This is a genomic window from Arthrobacter sp. P4_F10 (genome assembly GCF_056401435.1).
Window position 1 is genome coordinate 210,117 of record NZ_JBFUJJ010000002.1, and the last position, 19,066, is coordinate 229,182.

Annotated in this window: 18 protein-coding genes; 1 reads left to right on the forward strand and 17 read right to left on the reverse strand. The window is 65.7% G+C overall.

Annotation, left to right across the window (positions count from 1 at the left end):
- Positions 1 to 19 precede the first annotated feature (19 nt).
- The 8 genes from atpA to AC1DR1_RS03885 all read right to left on the reverse strand — a co-directional run bounded on the left by atpA (position 20) and on the right by AC1DR1_RS03885 (position 6,472).
- Positions 20 to 1,657 carry a F0F1 ATP synthase subunit alpha gene (gene atpA, locus AC1DR1_RS03850; protein ID WP_476992247.1) on the reverse strand — a complete coding sequence of 546 codons (1,638 nt, stop codon included), beginning with the start codon at positions 1,655 to 1,657 and terminating at the stop codon, positions 20 to 22.
- Positions 1,658 to 1,746: 89 nt separating this feature from the next.
- Positions 1,747 to 2,571, reverse strand: coding sequence for a F0F1 ATP synthase subunit delta (locus tag AC1DR1_RS03855; RefSeq protein WP_229995282.1), 825 nt, complete (start codon positions 2,569 to 2,571; stop codon positions 1,747 to 1,749).
- Positions 2,571 to 3,122, reverse strand: coding sequence for a F0F1 ATP synthase subunit B (locus tag AC1DR1_RS03860; RefSeq protein ID WP_028276066.1), 552 nt, complete (start codon positions 3,120 to 3,122; stop codon positions 2,571 to 2,573). The genes AC1DR1_RS03855 and AC1DR1_RS03860 overlap by 1 nt, the downstream gene beginning before the upstream one ends.
- Before the next feature lie 48 nt (positions 3,123 to 3,170).
- Positions 3,171 to 3,389: an ATP synthase F0 subunit C gene (atpE, locus tag AC1DR1_RS03865; protein ID WP_028276067.1), complete on the reverse strand. Its 219-nt coding sequence runs from the start codon at positions 3,387 to 3,389 to the stop codon at positions 3,171 to 3,173.
- Between the two features lie 124 nt (positions 3,390 to 3,513).
- Positions 3,514 to 4,314: a F0F1 ATP synthase subunit A gene (atpB, locus tag AC1DR1_RS03870; RefSeq protein WP_229995281.1), complete on the reverse strand. Its 801-nt coding sequence runs from the start codon at positions 4,312 to 4,314 to the stop codon at positions 3,514 to 3,516.
- Positions 4,315 to 4,405: 91 nt separating this feature from the next.
- The gene (locus AC1DR1_RS03875) at positions 4,406 to 4,744 is read right to left on the reverse strand and encodes a hypothetical protein (protein ID WP_229995280.1); all 339 of its coding nucleotides are present in this window, start codon (positions 4,742 to 4,744) and stop codon (positions 4,406 to 4,408) included.
- A complete protein-coding gene (locus AC1DR1_RS03880) occupies positions 4,737 to 5,222 on the reverse strand; it encodes a Cg1360 family ATP-synthase-associated protein (protein WP_229995279.1) in 486 nt (161 codons plus the stop codon). The genes AC1DR1_RS03875 and AC1DR1_RS03880 overlap by 8 nt, the downstream gene beginning before the upstream one ends.
- 125 nt (positions 5,223 to 5,347) lie before the next feature.
- Positions 5,348 to 6,472 carry an MraY family glycosyltransferase gene (locus AC1DR1_RS03885; protein WP_229995278.1) on the reverse strand — a complete coding sequence of 375 codons (1,125 nt, stop codon included), beginning with the start codon at positions 6,470 to 6,472 and terminating at the stop codon, positions 5,348 to 5,350.
- A 305-nt stretch (positions 6,473 to 6,777) separates the two neighbouring features.
- Here AC1DR1_RS03885 and AC1DR1_RS03890 point away from each other — a divergent pair, with 305 nt between their 5' ends.
- Positions 6,778 to 7,674, forward strand: coding sequence for a glycosyltransferase (locus AC1DR1_RS03890; protein WP_476992199.1), 897 nt, complete (start codon positions 6,778 to 6,780; stop codon positions 7,672 to 7,674).
- 33 nt (positions 7,675 to 7,707) lie between these two features.
- On the opposite strand, the gene AC1DR1_RS03895 is transcribed toward AC1DR1_RS03890, so the two are convergent.
- The 9 genes from AC1DR1_RS03895 to lysA all read right to left on the reverse strand — a co-directional run bounded on the left by AC1DR1_RS03895 (position 7,708) and on the right by lysA (position 19,062).
- Complete coding sequence (locus AC1DR1_RS03895) at positions 7,708 to 8,475, reverse strand: WecB/TagA/CpsF family glycosyltransferase (RefSeq protein WP_476992200.1); 768 nt, start codon at positions 8,473 to 8,475, stop codon at positions 7,708 to 7,710.
- Positions 8,472 to 9,272 (reverse strand): L-threonylcarbamoyladenylate synthase, encoded by an 801-nt coding sequence (locus AC1DR1_RS03900; RefSeq protein ID WP_476992201.1) that lies wholly within the window; start codon positions 9,270 to 9,272, stop codon positions 8,472 to 8,474. The genes AC1DR1_RS03895 and AC1DR1_RS03900 overlap by 4 nt, the downstream gene beginning before the upstream one ends.
- A gap of 83 nt (positions 9,273 to 9,355) precedes the next feature.
- A complete protein-coding gene (gene prmC, locus AC1DR1_RS03905) occupies positions 9,356 to 10,234 on the reverse strand; it encodes a peptide chain release factor N(5)-glutamine methyltransferase (protein WP_476966725.1) in 879 nt (292 codons plus the stop codon).
- A 16-nt stretch (positions 10,235 to 10,250) separates the two neighbouring features.
- Complete coding sequence (gene prfA, locus AC1DR1_RS03910; protein WP_277523060.1) at positions 10,251 to 11,324, reverse strand: peptide chain release factor 1; 1,074 nt, start codon at positions 11,322 to 11,324, stop codon at positions 10,251 to 10,253.
- Positions 11,325 to 11,653: 329 nt separating this feature from the next.
- The gene (gene rho, locus AC1DR1_RS03915; protein ID WP_476992202.1) at positions 11,654 to 13,792 is read right to left on the reverse strand and encodes a transcription termination factor Rho; all 2,139 of its coding nucleotides are present in this window, start codon (positions 13,790 to 13,792) and stop codon (positions 11,654 to 11,656) included.
- 319 nt (positions 13,793 to 14,111) lie between these two features.
- The gene (thrB, locus tag AC1DR1_RS03920; protein ID WP_476992203.1) at positions 14,112 to 15,098 is read right to left on the reverse strand and encodes a homoserine kinase; all 987 of its coding nucleotides are present in this window, start codon (positions 15,096 to 15,098) and stop codon (positions 14,112 to 14,114) included.
- Positions 15,099 to 15,100: 2 nt separating this feature from the next.
- Positions 15,101 to 16,207 carry a threonine synthase gene (gene thrC / locus AC1DR1_RS03925; RefSeq protein WP_476992204.1) on the reverse strand — a complete coding sequence of 369 codons (1,107 nt, stop codon included), beginning with the start codon at positions 16,205 to 16,207 and terminating at the stop codon, positions 15,101 to 15,103.
- Complete coding sequence (locus tag AC1DR1_RS03930; protein ID WP_476992205.1) at positions 16,208 to 17,524, reverse strand: homoserine dehydrogenase; 1,317 nt, start codon at positions 17,522 to 17,524, stop codon at positions 16,208 to 16,210.
- Positions 17,521 to 19,062 (reverse strand): diaminopimelate decarboxylase, encoded by a 1,542-nt coding sequence (gene lysA / locus AC1DR1_RS03935; RefSeq protein WP_476992206.1) that lies wholly within the window; start codon positions 19,060 to 19,062, stop codon positions 17,521 to 17,523. The genes AC1DR1_RS03930 and lysA overlap by 4 nt, the downstream gene beginning before the upstream one ends.
- Positions 19,063 to 19,066 lie beyond the last annotated feature (4 nt).

A 19,066-nucleotide genomic window follows, 5' to 3' on the forward strand; every position in this document is an offset into this window, starting at 1 on the left:
GCAGTCCCTGCCAGCGAAACTAGCGCTTCTGCTTGACGATTTTTTCCTGGTCGACCTGATCCTCGCCGATGGGGGCGTGCTCCTCGTGCCCCGCACCGACCAGGAGGTTGTCTCCCTCGCCGAAGAAGCCCTTCTTGAAGTCCACGATTGCGGTCTTCAGCGCTTCAGCGGTGTCATCGTCCATGACGTTGGTCTGGRCCAGCGTCGTCAGGATGGAGGACTTGTGCTTGAGGTGCTCCAGGAACTCGGTCTCGAAGCGGTTGATGTCTTCAACCGGAACCTCGTCGAGGTGGCCGTTGGTGCCGGCCCAGATGGAGACAACCTGGTTCTCGATCGGGAACGGCGAGTACTGGCCCTGCTTGAGCAGTTCCATCAGGCGTGCACCACGGGTCAGCTGCTGGCGCGATGCGGCGTCGAGGTCCGAGGCAAACATGGCGAAGGCCTGCATGTCGCGGTACTGGGCCAGTTCCAGCTTCAAGGTACCGGAGACCTTCTTCATGGACTTGACCTGGGCGGCGCCACCAACACGGGAGACGGACACACCGACGTCCACAGCGGGGCGCTGGTTGGCGTTGAAGAGGTCCGACTGCAGGAAGATCTGGCCATCGGTGATGGAGATGACGTTGGTCGGGATGTAGGCGGACACGTCGTTCGCCTTGGTCTCGATCAGCGGCAGGCCGGTCATCGAGCCTGCACCGAGCTCGTCGGAGAGCTTGGCACAACGCTCCAGCAGGCGGGAGTGCAAGTAGAAGACGTCGCCCGGGTAGGCTTCGCGTCCCGGCGGGCGGCGGAGCAGCAGTGACACTGCACGGTAGGCCTCGGCCTGCTTCGACAGGTCATCGAACACGATGAGGACGTGCTTGCCGCCGTACATCCAGTGCTGGCCGATAGCCGAGCCGGCGTACGGTGCCAGGTACTTGAAGCCTGCGGGGTCGGACGCGGGGGAAGCCACGATCGTGGTGTATTCCAGTGCGCCGTTGTCTTCCAGGGTCTGGCGGACAGCCGCGATCGTGGATGCCTTCTGGCCGATGGCTACATAGATGCAGCGCACCTGCTTGGTGACATCGCCGGAAGCCCAGTTGGCCTTCTGGTTGATGATCGTGTCGATGGCAATGGCGGACTTGCCGGTCTGGCGGTCACCGATGATCAGCTGACGCTGGCCGCGGCCGATCGGGATCATGGCGTCGATAGCCTTGAGTCCGGTCTGCATCGGCTCGTGAACCGACTTACGCTGGGTCACGCCGGGTGCCTGGAGTTCCAGGGCACGGGTGGTCTCGGCCTTGATCTCGCCGAGGTCATCGATGGGCTGGCCCAGCGGGTCAACCACGCGGCCGAGGAAGGCGTCGCCAACCGGCACGGACAGAACCTGTCCGGTGCGGTGGACTTCCTGGCCTTCTTCGATTCCGGTGAAGTCACCGAGGATGATGACGCCGATCTCGCGGACGTCGAGGTTCTGGGCCAGGCCCAGGGTGCCGTCTTCGAAGCGAAGCAGCTCGTTCGCCATGACCGAGGGAAGGCCCTCAACACGACAGATGCCGTCACCTGCGGTTGTTACACGGCCGACCTCTACGCGCTCTGCGTTTCCGGGTTCGTAGGACGCCGCGAACTCGTTCAACGCATTACGGACGTCGTCGGCGTTGATGGTCAATTCGGCCATCTGCAGTCCCTGCTCTCCTGTTTTCGTGATCATCGTTGCTCACGATGACCGGGGTTTCTTGTCGTTAGGTTTGTGCTTGTCCGGCTTAGCTAAGCAAGCTGACGCTGGAGCTGGCCCAGGCGGCCGGCGACCGAAGCGTCAACCACTTCGTCACCTACCTGGATCCGGATGCCACCGATCAGTGCCGGGTCAACGTTCATGTTGATCTTGAGCTCGCGCCCGTAAAGGGCGTTCAGCCCGGTCTGCAGACGGCTGGTCTGTGTCTCCGACAGCGGACGGGTGACGTTGACCGTTGCAATCCAGCGCTGCTGGCGCTTGGCGGCAAGCTCGGCGAAACGGCGAACCAGCCTGGTGACCTTGAGCCCGCGCGGAGCCGTGACGGCCTGTCCGATCAGGACTTTCGCTTCCTCGCTCGCACCAGGTACGAGCTTCTCGGCGAGGGTCACCTTGGCGGCCGGGCTGGCCTGCGGCTCGGACAGAGCACGCTGGACCTCGTGGCTGGACTCAACGGCCTGGTTGAAGGAGAACAGATCGTTCTCCAGCGATTCAAGTCCGGTGAGCCCGGAGGCAGAGACGGCCGACTTGTTCTCGGCAACAGCGATGACCACCGAAGCGGCAAGAGTCTCGAGTGCATCGCCGATATCCCGTGCCGATGCCCAGCGGGAGCTGGCCAGTCCGGCCGCGATTTCAACAGCGTCAGCGGATACTTTCCCGCTGAAGAGCTGCTTGACCAGCGCCGACTTTTCGTCACCGCTGCGGGACGGGTCAGTCAAGGCGCGGCGCAAGCCGGCCGAGCTGTCCACCGTTCCCAGGATTCCGAAGAGTTCCTTTGCCAACTGCAGCGACGCGGTGGGAAGCTTGGCCTCCAGGGCCGCCAGCGCAGCTGCCAGCGATTCGCTCGATACACCTGCCATTACTTAGCTACACCCGCGTTCTGGTTCTCCAGATCTGCCAGGAAGCGGTCCACCACTCGGGCCGACCGTGCATCGTCGCTCAGAGCCTCGCCGACAATGCGGCTCGCCAGCGTCGTGGCCAGCGTGCCGACCTCCGCGCGGAGCGACACAACGGCCGCCTGACGCTCGGATTCGATCTGTGTGTGGGCCTGCGCGGTGATGCGGGCAGACTCGGCAGCCGCCTTCTCCTTCAGCTCTGCAAGGATCTGGGCGCCTTCGGCGCGTGCTTCCTCGCGGATGCGGTTGGCTTCGGTGCGGGCTTCCGTGAGCTGCTGCTTGTACTCTTCGAGTGCTGCGGAGGCTTCGGCCTGGGCCTTTTCGGCCTTGGCGATGCCGCCCTCAATGGCCTCGGCCCGCTCTGCAAAGGTCTTCTCGAACATCGGGACAACGTACTTGACCACGATGAACATGAGGAGAGCAAAGCCGGCGAAGACGACAAGCATCTCCCAAGGATTGGGAACGAGGGGGTTAGTACCGCCTTCGGTGGCGGCTGAGATGATCGCTTGATTCATATTTCACCCGTCCTTATCTACTCGGTTCTGGATTTTCGGTTGTTCTGTTTACTTGAGAACGAACGCGAAGACCAGGCCAAGGATGGCGAGGGCTTCAGTCAGCGCAAGGCCGAGGAATGCGATCGGCTGCAGGACGCGCTGGGCTTCCGGCTGACGTGCCACGCCGTTGATGTAGGCAGCGAACACGAGACCCACACCGATACCACCGCCGATGGCGGAGAGGCCGTAGCCGACGAGGTTGAGGGAGCCGTTGATGGAGCCTTCCATTTTTTGTTCCTTTCAAGATGCCACCCATGTGGCAGGTTGTTTGGTTTGCTTCATCCCCTAGAGGGGAAGACTATGTTGTGCCTTTGGCGTTGTGCCCCTGGCGCAGCGCCTTTTGGCGTTGTGCCTAGTGGCTGTCGGCGTGGAGCGCGCCCTCGATGTAAATCGCGGTCAGCAGCGTGAACACGTAGGCCTGCAGCACCATGATCAGTGCTTCGAGCATGTACATGGCGATGGCGCCGCCAAGGACGAGTACGGACGCGCCCTTGAGGAGAACGCTTTCCTGCATCACGAGGAATTCGATGCCCGCACCGGAGATCATCACGATCAAGTGGCCGGCCAGCATGGTGGCGAACAGACGGAGGCTGTGCGTGACCGGGCGGACCAGGAAGTTGGAGATGATCTCGATCGGGACGACGATCGGGAGGATGTAGAACGGCACACCGGAAGGAACTGTCGCGAGCTTGAAGTACTTCAGGCCGTTCCGCTTGATGCCGATGCCGATCCAGGTGACATACACGATCGCTGCCATCACGTAGGCTCCGCCGACGTGCGAGAAGGTCGGAAGCTGGATCAGCGGGATTGCACCGTAGATGTTGTTCACGAGGATGAAGAAGAACAGGCTGAACAGCAGCGGGACATACTTCATGAAGTCCCGGCCGCCGATGATGTCCTTGGCGATGCCGTTGCGGACGAAGCTATAGGCGGCCTCGCCTGCGAACTGCAGCTTGCCGGGAACGAGCTGCTGCTTCCGCGCAGCGATCACAAAGAATGTAGCGATAATGACAACCGACAGGATTACCAGCAGCATCTGCTTGGAAAATCCTTCGGCCGCACCCCAGGGGATGATAGCCGGCAGGTGAAGTTCTTCAATTCCAGGAGGCGTGAAGGTTCCTGAATCTTGGGCCGGGAGCGCAAGCGCGATCAACGCGTTTCCTCTCTGCAGTGTCCATCATTGGGCGTTGGGCGGGGACCGGCGACATTGGTGCCCGCCTCTCCCCCTGTAAAATTATTTGGCATTACTGTTCCTCGTCCTGGGACGGGCCACGTGCAGCATTGCCGTCACCAGCTGAAGTTCTGTTACTGGTGAGGCCGTGCATATGAGAAAGATAGAACCCTCCCGCAGCTCCAAGCAGAGCGCCTGCGAGCACAATCCAGCGGGTTCCCCACAGATTATCCAGTCCCCACCCTATCAAACTCCAGACGATGATTCCGCCAACAATGTAGCTGAAGACGGCGATCCCGGCGTTGTATCCGCCGTCGCTGCCATCCGTCGATACACCGGGGGCACCGGCTGTAGTTTTAGGTGTTTTGACTGACTTGTTATTTGGTATGCGTCCGGCTTTGCGGCTAAACATCGGTGCCGTCTTTTCGGGTTTCGGGGTCGTTGTAAATCTGGAGCCTCGCCTTGCTGAAACCGTAAATTTCGGCAGCCTGCCAAAGCACCACGGTCACGACGGCGCCGATCAGGAACCAGCGGCCGTGCAGCCAGGCCGGAGCCCCGATGACGAAGAGGACCACGGCAAAGCCGACAACCTTGACGAAGTACGTCGCGACGAACAGTCCGATCGCTCCGGAGGGGTTGTTGCGGCCGACAAAGTGGCCCACCGCCAGGCTGATGGCGAAGAACGCCATCACCAGCGCTCCCCCGAAGAGGGCGGACCAGAACCCCAGGGCGCCGTTGAAGATGAATGCGGCGATGCCGGTCAGCACCAGGGCGGCGGCGGAGACTGCGGAGCTCATGGCCAGCAGTCTGAGCCACAGGGATTTTGTGGGGCCAGAGACGCCAACGGGTCCGTTGCCGGAAGCGGGTCCCGGTTCGGCGTTGGAGGTCATGAGATCCCAATCGTCGCTGGCGTGAGGCTGGTCAAGGTGGGCGGCGAAGCACCGCCACTGAATTCTACATTAGATAGAAATTATTCGGTAAAGCGCGTCAGAGCAGGATCCTCCTGCATGCCGGGCTACTCGGGAGTGCGGGCCATCTGCCGCGGTCCCCGCTGGCGCAGGTACGGCCAGGCAGTCACCACGGCCATGATCGCCGCGGCGGCCAGATCGACGGCGAGGACTATGTGCCAGGGGAAAATCGCGAAGGCGAGCCCGCCGAAGGCAAGAATGCAGGTCCACAAGTACATCAGCACGACGGCGCCGCGGTGCGAGTATCCGATGTCCAGGAGTTTGTGGTGCAGGTGTCCGCGGTCCGCAGACCACGGCGAACGGCCCAGTGCGGTTCGCCGCACAACCGCCAGGCCCAGGTCCAGCAGCGGCAGGAACAGTACTGCGAACGGCAACAGGATGGGGATGACGGTGGGGATACCATTGGCCCGGTCGTAGAGGCCGGAGCTGATCTGGCCGGTGGAGACGACGCCGGCCGAGGCCATCAGCAGGCCGATCAGCATGGCCCCGGAATCGCCCATGAAGATCTTCGAGGGAAACCAGTTGTGCGGCAGGAAGCCGACGCAGCTGCCGACCACCACGGCGGTCAGGAGTGTGGCCAGGTCCGAGCGGTCGAGCAGGACGGCCGTGCGGTGGACCCAGTAGGCCGTGAGGAAGAACGCCGCTCCCCCGATAATCGCCACGCCTGCGGCGAGGCCGTCCAGGCCATCGATGAAGTTGAAAGCGTTCATCGTGGTCACGATCAGCCCGGCGGTCAGCACGATGCTCACGGCTTCGTTCTCAATCACGAACGGCTCCGGGATGAACGGGATGACCGTCATCCGGACTCCCCAGATGGCCACGACCAGCGCGGCGGCGCTTTGGCCGATCAGTTTGACCCACCACCGAAGATCCAGCAGGTCGTCCGCCATGCCAACCAGCACGATCACGGCGGCCCCAGCCAGGATTCCCCACGGTGCCGTGTTGTTCCGGAAGATGTCCTTGACGAAGAACGAATTGCTCGCCATGACCAAGGCCACCAGGACCCCCGCGAAGATGCCCAGGCCGCCGAGCCGGGAGATCGGGGTGGAATGCATGTCGCGGCTGCGGATCGGGGAATACAACTCGAGCTTGTTGCCCACCAGACGGGCACCCCAAGTCGCCGTGTAGCTCACGATCGCTGCCGTCAGCATCATGAGCAGGTACATGATCACGGGAAGACCACCAACCCGGTACCGTCAGTACCGTCAGCGCAGGCAACCCACGCCGGCACGTTCCGCAGCAGCGGACGCACCAGTGAGTTGCGGAAATGGGGTGGATTCAATTGCCGTGGAACTGTCTTTCGAAAAATGAAACTTCTCCGTCGCCGTGCGCAGGGCAGGCAGTGCGTAGTGCCTGACAGGGCTGTATTACAGTGGACTCTAGTCAAGATACTAATGCCAACGGCCACCTGTCTTCGCGTCACACGGCCCTCCGCCGGCGGGAAAACCACTGACGGTCGTGATGAAAGGACCCCGCGATGACCCCCTCGGTTGCAGTCGCTGCCGTGACGTTTGACCGTCCCAGGGAGCTGGCGGTCCTGATGGACGCCATCAACAACCAAACCGCCCCGGTGCGGTCCGTTTGCCTCGTCGACAGCGGCAGCGTGCCCTCGAAGGAAGTTGCCGAGCAGCACGCCAACGTGGACTATGTCCGGTCCGAGGCGAACCTTGGAGGTGCCGGCGGGTTCTCGCTGGCCATCCTCAAGGCCGTGGCCAGCGGGGCTGACTGGATCTGGATGATGGACGACGACGCCGAACCGGCAGACCCCGAATGCCTTGCCACGCTGCTGCGCGAGGCGCAGGAACGCGGCCTGGACGCCGTGGTCCCGCTCGTGGTGGCCCCCGGCCACCCCGACCAGCTGTCCTTTTTCTTCCGGCTCAACGGCAAGGTCACGCATGAGCGTGCGGAGGTGGAAAAGGTCGGGTTCCTGCCCGACGACGGACACTTCTTTAACGGCGCCCTGATCCGTTCCGATGTCTTCTTCAAAGTCGGCCTGCCGGACATGCGCCTGTTCATCCGCGGCGACGAGGTGGACTTCACGCTGAGGCTCAGGAAGGCCGGGATCCGTTTCGGCACCGTCACCACTGCCGCCATCACGCACCCGCACGCGTTCGCCGAAACCAAGCACGTCTTCGGTGCGCGGTGGCATGTGATCGTTCCGGATTCGGCCTTCAAGCGCTACTTCTACTACCGGAACCGCGGCTACATGATCCGCCGGCACTTCCGGGTCAAGTCATTCATCGCGGATGTGGGCGGCTACCTCGGCTACTTCCTGCGCAGCGGCGACTTCCGCGGGCTCGCGGACTGGTTCCGCGCCTTTTCCGCCGGGCTCCGCGGGAAGGGCTTCGGTCCGCTGGAGGACCAGAAGTTCTAGCCCGCCGCGCCGCAGGCGCTAGGGGTGCTGCCCCTAGGGCTGCCGGCGCAGGCGTCGGCGCAGCAGCAGCCCCAGCAGCACCCAGGGCTCGCCGAACACCCGGTAGGCCACCCGCTGCGGGTGGAGCATAAGCCGCCAGGCCCACTCGAGCCCGAGCCGGCCGATCCAGCGCGGTGCCAGCTTCTGCACCCCGGCAATCTGCTCGATTGCGCCGCCGACGGCGCAGTAGATGGCCGGCGGGAGCGCGGCAAGCCGGCGGGCCAGGACCTGTTCCTGCAGCGGCATCCCAAGGCCCAGGAGCACAAGCTGCGGGCGCAGCCCGTTAAGCCATTCGACCGCTGTTTCCTCAACATCCTTGTTCCAGCCTTCGCCGGGCATGCCGTCGACTCTGGCCCCGGGGACGATCTCGCGCAGCTTTGCCACGGCGCCGGCGTTGGCCACGGCGCCTGCGCCGATGACCGCGATGCGCTCCAAGCCCGCGACATTTCCCAGCGCCGGAATCCAATCGGTCGACCCCAGCCGGTAATCCATCACCGGTTCCCTGCCGTCGTCCTCTTCGCCGGTCTTGGCCCAGAGCCAGAGCACCGGCGCGCCATCGATCAGCACCACGTCGCTGCGGTCGTAGAAAGACCGGAACGCCGGATCGGAGTGCAGCAGCGTCACGCTGTGCAGGTTGTGCCCCACCACGATCCGGGTACGGCCGTCGGCCACGAAGGTGCTGAGGACCGCGGTCAGCTCGGACACCGTCACGGGGGTCGCTTCGACGTCGAGGAACGGGACGTGCTGGCGCTGAAGCGTCATGCGGAACCGGGCTCAGGCGCGGCGGGCTCCGGCGCAGCGGACCCGGGCACAGCATCACCCTTGGGCGCGGCGTCGCCCTCGGGCGCAGCGTCGTTATCCGGAGCAACGTCAGCAGCGTCCACGGCATCGGGGGCGTTGCCGTCGACGTCGAGCAGCCCGGGAACCACACCGCGGAGGCGTTCGAGGCTGATGGCACCCTGTCGAACTACGCGCAACGGCACGGCCGTCGCGTCCACAATGGTCGAGGCGAGGGCCTCGGCACCCTCGGCGGGCCGGGGTCCGCCCTCAAGGTAGACCTCCACGGACTCCGCCAGCTGGGCCTCGGCGTCCGCGGCGGTCTGCGCCGCTGCGTGCCCGGTGCGGTTCGCGGAGGACACAGCAAGGGGCCCGGTGAGCGTCAGCAGGTCCTGGGCGATCTCGTCGGCCGGGATCCGCAGGGCGACAGTCCCCTTGGTCTCGCCAAGGTCCCAGTCCAGTGACGGCTGGGCGTGCAGGATCAGGGTCAGGCCGCCGGGCCAGAACGTCTCGGCCAGCCGACGCGCCTCGGCCGGAACGTCCGTGGCGAGGCCATCGAGGGCGTTCAGCCTGGGGATCAGCACGGGCGGCGGCATCTTCCGGCTCCGGCCCTTGGACGCGAGCAGCAGGGTCACGGCAAGGGGTGAAAAGGCGTCGGCGGCAATGCCGTAGACCGTGTCCGTGGGGAAAACCACGCACTTGTTCTCCCGGATGGCCCGTTGGGCGTGTTCAAGTCCCGCGGCGCGCTGCTCAGCTGCCGTGCAATCGTAGCTAGTCGTCACTGGCCTATTCTTTCATCACTTGTGACACGAAATTTTTGGGGCGTCAGGTCTGGCAGTGTCTGCTCTGACGCCGTCTGCTTTGACTATGTCAGGACTGACGGTGTCAGGACGGCGCTGGTGGCACGGTCCTTGCCGTTGAGATCGCGGTGCGTGCTCACCTCGGAGAACACCCCGGTGCGGTTGAGCATCGCGGCGATCCATTCCGACTGGACTTCGGCGTGCTCCATCACGAAGTAGCCGCCGGGGACAAGCAGCCGGGCAGCCGAAGCAGCCGCCGCCGTCGGAAGTTCCATCCCGTCCGCTCCCCCGCCGTAGAGCGCCTCGGGCGGGTCGTGCAGCGCCACTTCAGGTTCGTTCGGGATCGCTTCGGCCGGAATGTAGGGCGGGTTGGAGACGACGACGTCGAAGGTGCCATTATGTTCGCCCAGTGCGTCGCGCAGATCGCCGCGGACGAGGTGGACGCCCAGGGAAGCCAGGTTTTTCGCTGCCCAGGCGTGTGCGAATTCGCTGTACTCCACCGCGTGCACTTCCGCGCCGGGAACCTCGTATGCGATCGATCCTGCGATCGCGCCGGATCCGGTGCCCAAGTCCACCACTTTCGGGTGCACCAACCCGTCCCTGTCCTTGAGCCAGTCCAGCACCAGCTGCACCACGGATTCAGTTTCCGGCCGCGGGATGAACACGCCGGGGCCGACGGCGAGTTCGAGGTAGCGGAAGTGCGCCACGCCGGTGATGTGCTGCAGCGGGATCCGCTGCGCCCGCTCGGCCACGAGGTCGGCATAGCCCTCCGGCGCCGGCGAGTCGCCGAGCATCAACGCGCGCAGCCGGCCGAGCCCGACGCCGAGCAGGTGCTCGGCCAGGAGCTCGGCGTCCACGCGCGGGCTGGGCACGCCGGCCGCCGCGAGAACCGCCGTCGCCTCGCTGACGGCCTCCGCGAGGCTCGGACCATCGCCTGCTGTCATCACGAGTGACCCGCGCCTATTCGCCGATTGCGTCGAGCCGGGACTGCTCGTCCAGTTCGATGGCCGACTGGATCACCGGTTCCAGGTCGCCGTTCATGACCTGGTCCAGGTTGTAGGCTTTGTAACCGGTGCGGTGGTCCGCGATCCGGTTTTCCGGGTAGTTGTAGGTGCGGATGCGCTCGGAGCGGTCCATGGTGCGGATCTGCGACTTGCGCTGCGCCGAGTTTTCGGCGTCGATCAGCTCCTGCTGGTGTGCCAGGATGCGGGCACGCAGCACGCGCATGCCGGCCTCACGGTTCTGCAGCTGCGACTTCTCGTTCTGCATGGCGACGACGATTCCGGTGGGAAGGTGGGTGATGCGCACAGCGGAGTCGGTGGTGTTGACCGACTGCCCGCCGGGACCTGAGGAGCGGTAGACGTCGATCTTGAGATCGTTCTGGTTAATCTCGAGTTCCTCGGGCTCGTCCACTTCGGGCAGCACCAGCACGCCGGCGGCCGAAGTGTGGATGCGGCCCTGGGATTCGGTGACGGGGACACGCTGCACCCGGTGCACGCCGCCCTCGAACTTGAGGCGGGCGTACACGCCCTCGGCCGGATCGTTCGAGTTGCCCTTGACGGCCATCTGGACGTCCTTGTAGCCGCCAAGGTCCGATTCGGTGGCGGAGATGATCTCAGTCTTCCAGCCGCGGGATTCCGCATAACGGCTGTACATCCGCAGGAGGTCCGCGGCGAACAGCGCAGCCTCGTCGCCGCCTTCGCCGCCCTTGACCTCGAGGATCACGTTGCGGGCATCGTCAGGGTCGCGCGGGATCAGCAGCCGGCGCAGCTTGGCCGCCGCCGTCTCCAGCGCAGCCTCCAGCTCGGGTACCTCGGCCGCGAACTCGGGGTCCTCGTCCGCCATTTCCTTGGCAGCCGCCAGGTCGTCGCTGATGGCTTCCCAGCGGTGGTAAGCCTCCACAATGCCGTTCAGCTGGGCAGAACGCCGCCCCAACTTGCGGGCCAGCCGCTGGTCGGCGTAGACAGCAGGATCCCCCAGCTGGGCCTGGATGGAGTCGTGCTCATCCAGCAGGCCCTGTACGGACTCAAACATTTTCAAACCTCTTTCGACTCTCTCAAGTCTAGTAACGCGATAGAGAAGGTGTGCAAACAGCGAAGCCGTTCGGTTTTCTGCCGCCCCGGGAGTGCGATCGATGACTCCCAACCTTCGCAAGCTCAGGTCGGGGCCCTCGTCATCTCCCTTTCGGGCCTGCTGGCGTAGCGATGCATTCGCCGCGCGGGTTTTCCGCCCCGGGAGTGGCATCGGGCCTGCCGGAGCGTGGAGGCGCCGATCCGTCAGGATCGAGCCTCCACGCGAAGGGGCGGGGGCGGAAAACCCGCGCGGCGAACCACGCGAGGAATCCGCTCCCCGCCCCTACTTAGCTACTTGTCGTTATCGGACTTCGCACCAAGCGTCGTCTTCTGCACCTGCATGAGGAACTCGACGTTGCTCTGGGTCTCCCGGATCTTGTTGGTCAGCAGCTCAAGGCTCTGCTGCGTTTCGAGTCCGGACAGGACGCGGCGCAGCTTCCACATGATCTTGACTTCCTCGGGGGAAAGCAGGTTTTCCTCACGGCGGGTACCGGACGCGTTGACGTCCACGGCCGGGAAGATGCGCTTGTCCGCGAGCTGGCGGGACAGGCGCAGTTCCATGTTGCCGGTGCCCTTGAACTCTTCGAAGATGACCTCGTCCATCTTGGAGCCGGTCTCGACGAGCGCGGTGGCCAGGATGGTCAGCGAGCCGCCGTTTTCGATGTTGCGGGCTGCACCGAAGAAGCGCTTCGGCGGGTACAGCGCGGCGGAGTCCACACCACCGGACAGGATGCGGCCTGAAGCCGGGGCTGCCAGGTTGTAGGCACGGCCCAGGCGGGTCATGGAGTCCAGGAGCACCACAACGTCCATACCCATTTCCACGAGGCGCTTGGCGCGTTCGATGGAGAGCTCGGCCACGGTCGTGTGGTCGTCGGCGGGACGGTCGAAGGTGGAGGCAATGACCTCGCCCTTGACGGTGCGCTGCATGTCCGTGACTTCTTCGGGACGTTCGTCAACAAGCACCATCATGAGGTGGACCTCAGGATTGTTGGTGGTGATGGCGTTGGCGATGGACTGCAGGATGAGCGTCTTGCCGGCCTTCGGCGGCGAAACGATCAGGCCGCGCTGGCCCTTGCCGATCGGGGCCACGAGGTCGATGACGCGGGGGCCGATCTTCTTCGGGTCCGTCTCGAGGCGCAGGCGCTCGGAGGGGTACAGCGGGACGAGCTTCGCGAATTCGACGCGGTCCTTGAGTTCTTCCGGCGTCTTGCCGTTCACCGAGGTGACGCGGACCAGGGCGTTGAACTTCTGGCGGGCGGACTGCTGGCTGCGGTCCTCACCTTCGCGGGGTGCACGGATGGCACCGACACAGGCGTCGCCCTTGCGCAGGTTGTACTTCTTGACCTGGGCGAGCGAGACGTAGACGTCGTTCGGGCCCGGCAGGTAACCGGAGGTGCGGATGAACGCGTAGTTCTCCAGCACGTCGAGGATACCGGCGACCGGCAGGAGGACATCGTCCTCGGTGACCTCGACGTCGTCGACATCCGGTCCCTGCTGACGTCCGCGGCGGCGGTCGTTGCGGTCGCGGAAGCGGTCGTTGCGCGAGGAGTTGTCGCGGCTGTCCTGCTGGCCGCCCTGGCGGTCACCGCGGTCGTTGCGGTCACGACGGTTGCGGCGGTTCCGGCGGCTTCCGCCGTCGATATCATCGCTGTCGCGGGTGTTGTCGCGGCTGCCGGCGGTTTCGTCGCGGCCGCCACGGGTGCGGGTGTCGCGGCGCTGGCCGTCTTCGCTGGCCGGCTCGCGCTGTTCGCGCTGGTCAGTGCGCTGTTCTGTGCGCTGTTCGCGCTGTTCAGCGCGCTGTTCAGTGCGCTGTTCTGTGCGCTGTTCACGCTGCTCGGCGGCGGGCTGTTCGGCCTGGGCCTCGACGGCGTTCTGGCCACCGGCCTCGGTGGCCTGGGCTGCGGCTTCGCCGCGGCGGCGGTTGCGGGTGCGCGGCTGCCTCGTGCGGTCGCCGGATTCCGTCCCGGAAACGGCGGTGCCGGAGTCGGCGGAAACCGCGGGGGCTTCTACCGGGGCAGCGGCGGGTGCCTCAGCGGCGGGCGCGGTGACGACTCCGTCGCTGCCTGCACGGCGGCTGCGGCCGCGGCGGGCGCGGGGGCTTTCCTGGGCCGGGGCCTCCTCGGCGGCTGGCGCCGTGGCGGGCGCAGCTACCGGGGCGGCTGCGTGGGCAACGGTGCCGTTGTCACTCGCCTTTTCGGCAGCGCGGGCCGGAGCCTTGCTTACCGGCGTGCCTGCGCGGTGAGCGGAAATGGCCGTAACCAGATCGCCCTTGCGCATGCGGGAACCGCCGGAGATGCCCAGCTGGCTGGCGAGGGCCTGGAGTTGGGCGAGCTTGAGGCCTGCAAGGCCGCTGCTCTTGGCGGGTGCTGCCGTTGATTCGGCAGCAGAAGATGTATCCACAGCCGGAGACAGCTCAGTGGTTTCGGTCACGAAGGATCCTTCCCCCTCGACGGCGTCCAGGCTAAGAGCTGGACGCGGTGATTTGATCTGGGCTGCAGTTCAGATCTGCAGCCGGGATTTCGGCCTTGCCGGATGGACTTCGGCCAGCAGGGCCGGATACTGCTTCACCATGCACGATCCGAGAAATGAGGAACGGCGGGCTGAGTTTCAGGGGGCAGAACAATTCTGCTGATTCCTGCGTCAGACCGAAAGCAGGTGGCACCGGAAAATATTGCGCAGTGAAAGATGAGAGAGGCTACGTGGCCAACATCGCGGTCTTACAACGGTTACAAATTTACCGCCTGCGTATTTACCGCCGGTGCACTTCCACTTTAGCACCTTCGACGTCCACGGCCAGCTTCATCACACGCCAGCCCACTTCCGGCGTRTTGCCCGCGGTGTGGGCGCCGATGAAGTCCACCACCTCACGGGCTTCCGCTTCCCCGTTGGCCAGGACCAGCACGGTGGGTCCGGCGCCGGATACGACGGCGGCGTGCCCTGCCCGGCGCAGCGCGCTAATCAGCTCCGCGCTGGGCCGCATGGCCTGGGCGCGGTAGCTCTGGTGCAGGTAGTCCTCGGTGCCGGGCAGCAGGAACTCCGGGTTGGCGGTCAGGGCATGGATCAGCAGGGCGGCGCGGCCGGAGTTCATGGCCGCGGCATGGTGGCCCACCGACGCCGGCAAGAGTGCCCGGGCGGCCTCGGTGGAAAGCTCGTAGTCCGGCACGGCGACAACGGGAATCACCGAGACGGCCACGGACGCGCACGTGCTGCTGTACTGGTCACTGTCCTGCCATGACAGCGCCAGTCCGCCGAAAATGGCGGGTGCCACGTTGTCCGGGTGGCCTTCCATTTCGCTTGTGAGCTGCAGGATCCAGTCCCGGCCCCGCCGGGAGGCCTCCGGAACCAGGGCATTCGCGGCGCTGACGGCTGCCACCACGGCCGACGCCGAGGAACCCAGGCCCCGCCCGTGCGGGTTGACGTTGTCCGCCGTGATTCGCAGGCCTTCGTGCCGGAATCCGAGGCGGTGCAGTGCCTCGGTGAGGGCTTTGACCACGAGGTGCGTCGCATCGCGGGGCAGGGACTCGGCGCCCTCGCCACTGAGCTCGAATTCAAGTTCACCGCTGGCCAGGGTTTCCACGGTGAGCGTGTCATGCAGCGTGAGGGCCAGGCCGAGGCTGTCGTAGCCGGGGCCCAGGTTGGCGCTCGTGGCCGGCACGCGCACGGTGACCAGCTGGCCCGCCGGTACGGCCGGGGAGCCGGCAGCTGATTCAGCCGGGACGGTGAGGGTTGTTTCCAACGTTACTTTTCTTCCAGTCCCAGTGCTGCGGCGACGGTGAGGACGTCGTTGGAGACCTTGACCGGCTGCACGTCGCTGCCGTCCTCGGTGCGCAGGGCCCACTGCGGGTCCTTGAGGCCGTGACCGGTCACCGTGATCACGATCGTCTTGCCGGCCGGCACTTCCCCGGCTGCGTGCTTCTTGATCAGTCCGGCGACCCCGGCAGCGGAGCCGGGCTCCACGAAGACGCCTTCCCGGGCGGAGAGCCAGCGGTGCGCGGACAGGATTTCCTCGTCCGTGACGGCCTCGATCACGCCGCCGGATTCATCCCGGGCCGCCACGGCGGTGTCCCAGGAAGCCGGGTTGCCGATCCGGATGGCGGTGGCAATGGTGTCGGGCTCGGTGATGGGGTGGCCGGCCACGAAGGGCGCCGCCCCTGCGGCCTGGAAGCCCCACATGACAGGGGTCTTGGTGGAAACGGCAGGCAGCGGCCCGGCAGTGGGCGACTCAAAGGCCGCGGCGTACTCCTTGTAGCCCTTCCAGTACGCGCTGATGTTGCCGGCGTTGCCCACCGGAAGCACGTGGAAATCGGGGGCGTCGCCGAGCGAATCCACCACTTCGAAGGCACCAGTCTTCTGGCCTTCGATCCGGGCCGGGTTGACGGAGTTGACCAGGAAGACCGGGTAGGACTCGCCGAGCTTGCGGGCGATGTCGAGGCAGTCATCGAAGTTGCCGTCCACCTGCAGCAGCGTGGCCCCGTGCGCGACTGCCTGGCTGAGCTTGCCCATGGAGATCTTGCCCTCGGGGACCAGCACCGCACACTGCAGCCCGGCCGCCGTCGCGTAGGCCGCGGCGGACGCAGAGGTGTTGCCCGTGGAGGCGCAGACCACGGCCTTGGCGCCGGCGGCCACCGCTGCCGTCATGGCCATGGTCATGCCGCGGTCCTTGAAGGAACCGGTCGGGTTCATGCCTTCGACCTTGAGGTAGACGGTGCTGCCTGTCAGCTCGGAGAGGTGGCGGGCGTGCACGAGCGGGGTGCCGCCCTCGCCCAGGCTAATGACCTTGGTGGCTTCCGTGACAGGAAGACGATCAGCGTATTCGCGGATGACACCGCGCCATTGGTGAGCCACTTAGACTCCTTCTACCCGGAGTACGGATGTGACGGAATTGATGACGTCCAGGCGCCTGACGGCCTCGACGGTTGCTGCAAGTGCGGCTTCGCGTGCACGGTGTGTCACGATCCGCAGCTCGGCCGACTCCACGTTGGAGTCGGCGTCGCGGTGGATGGTCTGCCGCATGATTTCAATGGACACGCCGTGCTCCGCGAAGAGCTGCGCGATCCGGGCCAGGACGCCGGGCTGGTCCGCGACGTCGAGTCCGATGTAGTAGCTCGTGACGGCTGCGTCGATGGGCAGCGGGGGCACGTACCCCGTGGTGGTTTCGGTCCGGCCGGGACCGCCCAGGACAATGCGGCGGGCCGCGGAGACGAGGTCGCCCAGCACGGCGGACGCCGTCGGGGTGCCGCCGGCGCCCTGGCCGTAGAACATGAGCTCGCCGGCGTTCTCGGCTTCGATGAAGACGGCGTTGAACGCGCCGCGGACGGCGGCGAGGGGGTGTTCGCGGGGCAGCAGCGTGGGGTGGACGCGGACCGAGACGCCGGTTTTGCCGTTCTCGTCATCCAGTTTCTCGGCAATCGCGAGCAGCTTGATGACAAAGCCGGCCTCCTTGGCGGCAGCGATGTCCGCCGCGGTGACCGACGTGATGCCCTCGCACGAGACGTCTTCCAGCGCGAACCGCGTGTGGAAGGACAGCGAGGCCAGGATCGCGGCCTTGGCGGCGGCGTCGTAGCCTTCGATGTCGGCCGTGGGATCGGCTTCCGCGTAGCCCAGGCGCTGGGCCTCGGCCAGCGCATCGGCGAACTGCGCTCCGGTGGAGTCCATCTGGTCGAGGATGAAGTTGGTGGTGCCGTTGACAATCCCGAGCACCCGGGTGATCCGGTCGCCGGACAGGCTGTCACGGATGGGCCGCAGGATGGGGATGGCGCCGGCCACGGCTGCCTCATAGGAGAGCTGCACACCGGCCTTGTCCGCTTCCTCGTACAGCGTGGGACCGTCCTGGGCCAGGAGCGCCTTGTTGCCGCTGACAACACAGGCACCGTGCCGCATGGCAGTCAGGATCAGGGTCCGGGCCGGCTCAATCCCGCCCATGAGCTCGATGACGACGTCGGCGTCCTTGACGAGGACGTCGGCGTCAGTGGTGAACAGCTCCTTCGGCAGCTCGACGTCGCGCTCGGCATCAAGGTTGCGCACCGCGATGCCCTGCAGTTCCAGGCGGGCTCCCGTGCGCGCGGCGAGGGCGTCGGCGTCGTCAATGAGAATCCGCGCAACCTGGGCCCCAACGTTGCCACAGCCCAGCAGGGCCACTTTCAGGGTTCGCAATTCAGTCATTCAGAGACTCCCATGTCGCGGTTGAGCAAATCTTCTTCGGTTTCCCCGCGGACAATGAGCCGGGCAGATCCGTCGCTGACAGCGATAACGCCCGGCCGGGCCAGATAGTTGTAGTTGCTTGACAGGGCCCAGCAGTAGGCGCCGGTACCCGGTACAGCAAGCAGATCACCGGCTGCCACGTCCTCGGGCAGATATACATCTCTAACAACTATGTCGCCGCTCTCGCAATGTTTGCCCACTACTCGGGACAGCTGCGGCGCCGCTTCGGAGCTCCGCGAGGCGAGAATTGCCGAATAATCCGCGTCGTACAGCACCGGCCGGGGGTTGTCGCTCATCCCGCCGTCCACCGACACATACCGGCGGGGGTACGTAACGTCCTCGCCGGCATTCTGGCCGGCCGCCGCGCCAACGCTGGCCCCGGAGGACGGGGAATCCACGCGGACGGTCTTGAGCGTGCCGACCTCATACAGCGTGAAGGTGGTGCTTCCGACGATCGCACGGCCCGGTTCGATCGAGATCCGGGGGGCGGAAATCCCCAGCGCAGCGCACTTGGAACGGACGACGGCGGCCATCGCCTGCGCGATTTCGGCGGCCGGGCGAGGGGTGTCCACGGGGGTGTATGCGATGCCGTAGCCGCCGCCGAGGTCGAGTTCGGGCAGCACGATGGAGTACTTCGACTGCATCGCTGCCAGGAAGTCCAGGAGCCTCTCCGCGGCGAGGGCGAAGCCGTCCGGTTCGAAGATCTGGGAGCCGATGTGGCAGTGCAGGCCCAGCAACTCGATGCTTGCGTGCCCGGTCGCCGCGGCCACGGCTTCCTCTGCGGCGGACAGTCCGGCCCGGTCAGTCGAGTCCCCGGCCATGGAGAGGCCGAATTTCTGGTCCTCGTGGGCGGTGGCGATGAATTCGTGGGTGTGGGCGTGCACTCCGGGAGTCAGCCGCAGCATGACCTTGGCGGTGTCACCCCGGTTGGCGGCGATCGCCGCGACGCGTTCGAGCTCATCGAGGCTGTCCACCACGATCCGGCCCAGCTGCATGTCCAGGGCCCGGTGGATTTCGCCGTCGGACTTGTTGTTCCCGTGCAGGGCGACGTCGGCGCCGGGGATGCCGGCGCGGAAGGCCACGGCGAGTTCGCCGCCGGACGCCGTGTCCAGGCGCAGCCCCTCTTCCTCGACCCAACGGACCACGGACGTGCACAGGAAGGACTTGCCGGCATAGTAGACGTCCACTCCCCCGCAGATATCGGCGAAGGCATCGTTGAATGCGTCGCTGAACGCCCGGGCCCGGGCCCGGAAGTCGGTCTCGCTCAGCACGAACAGCGGCGTACCGTACTGGCGCTGCAGCTCGCTGACCGTCAGCCCCTCGATGGCGAGCTCGCCGTCCTCGTTCCGCGTGACACCGCCCGCCCACAGTGGTTCGTGGAGGGCGTTGAGGTCGGCGGGGACCTCGAGCCAGCCCGGCGCGAGCGGTGAGCCTGCACCTCCGGTGTTGCGTGCGTCAGGCTGTCCTGTGTTTGCGGGCTGTCCTGATTTCGAGGGCATGGCG

Excerpts from the sequence above, each read along its gene's own strand:
- AC1DR1_RS03855 (WP_229995282.1), bottom strand. The coding sequence starts at position 2,571 with ATGGCAGGTGTATCGAGCGAATCGCTGGCAGCTGCGCTGGCGGCCCTG.
- AC1DR1_RS03860 (WP_028276066.1), bottom strand. The coding sequence starts at position 3,122 with ATGAATCAAGCGATCATCTCAGCCGCCACCGAAGGCGGTACTAACCCC.
- atpE (WP_028276067.1), bottom strand. The coding sequence starts at position 3,389 with ATGGAAGGCTCCATCAACGGCTCCCTCAACCTCGTCGGCTACGGCCTC.
- AC1DR1_RS03875 (WP_229995280.1), bottom strand. The coding sequence starts at position 4,744 with ATGTTTAGCCGCAAAGCCGGACGCATACCAAATAACAAGTCAGTCAAA.
- AC1DR1_RS03880 (WP_229995279.1), bottom strand. The coding sequence starts at position 5,222 with ATGACCTCCAACGCCGAACCGGGACCCGCTTCCGGCAACGGACCCGTT.
- AC1DR1_RS03890 (WP_476992199.1), top strand. The coding sequence starts at position 6,778 with ATGACCCCCTCGGTTGCAGTCGCTGCCGTGACGTTTGACCGTCCCAGG.
- AC1DR1_RS03895 (WP_476992200.1), bottom strand. The coding sequence starts at position 8,475 with ATGACGCTTCAGCGCCAGCACGTCCCGTTCCTCGACGTCGAAGCGACC.
- prmC (WP_476966725.1), bottom strand. The coding sequence starts at position 10,234 with ATGACAGCAGGCGATGGTCCGAGCCTCGCGGAGGCCGTCAGCGAGGCG.
- prfA (WP_277523060.1), bottom strand. The coding sequence starts at position 11,324 with ATGTTTGAGTCCGTACAGGGCCTGCTGGATGAGCACGACTCCATCCAG.
- AC1DR1_RS03930 (WP_476992205.1), bottom strand. The coding sequence starts at position 17,524 with ATGACTGAATTGCGAACCCTGAAAGTGGCCCTGCTGGGCTGTGGCAAC.
- lysA (WP_476992206.1), bottom strand. The coding sequence starts at position 19,062 with ATGCCCTCGAAATCAGGACAGCCCGCAAACACAGGACAGCCTGACGCA.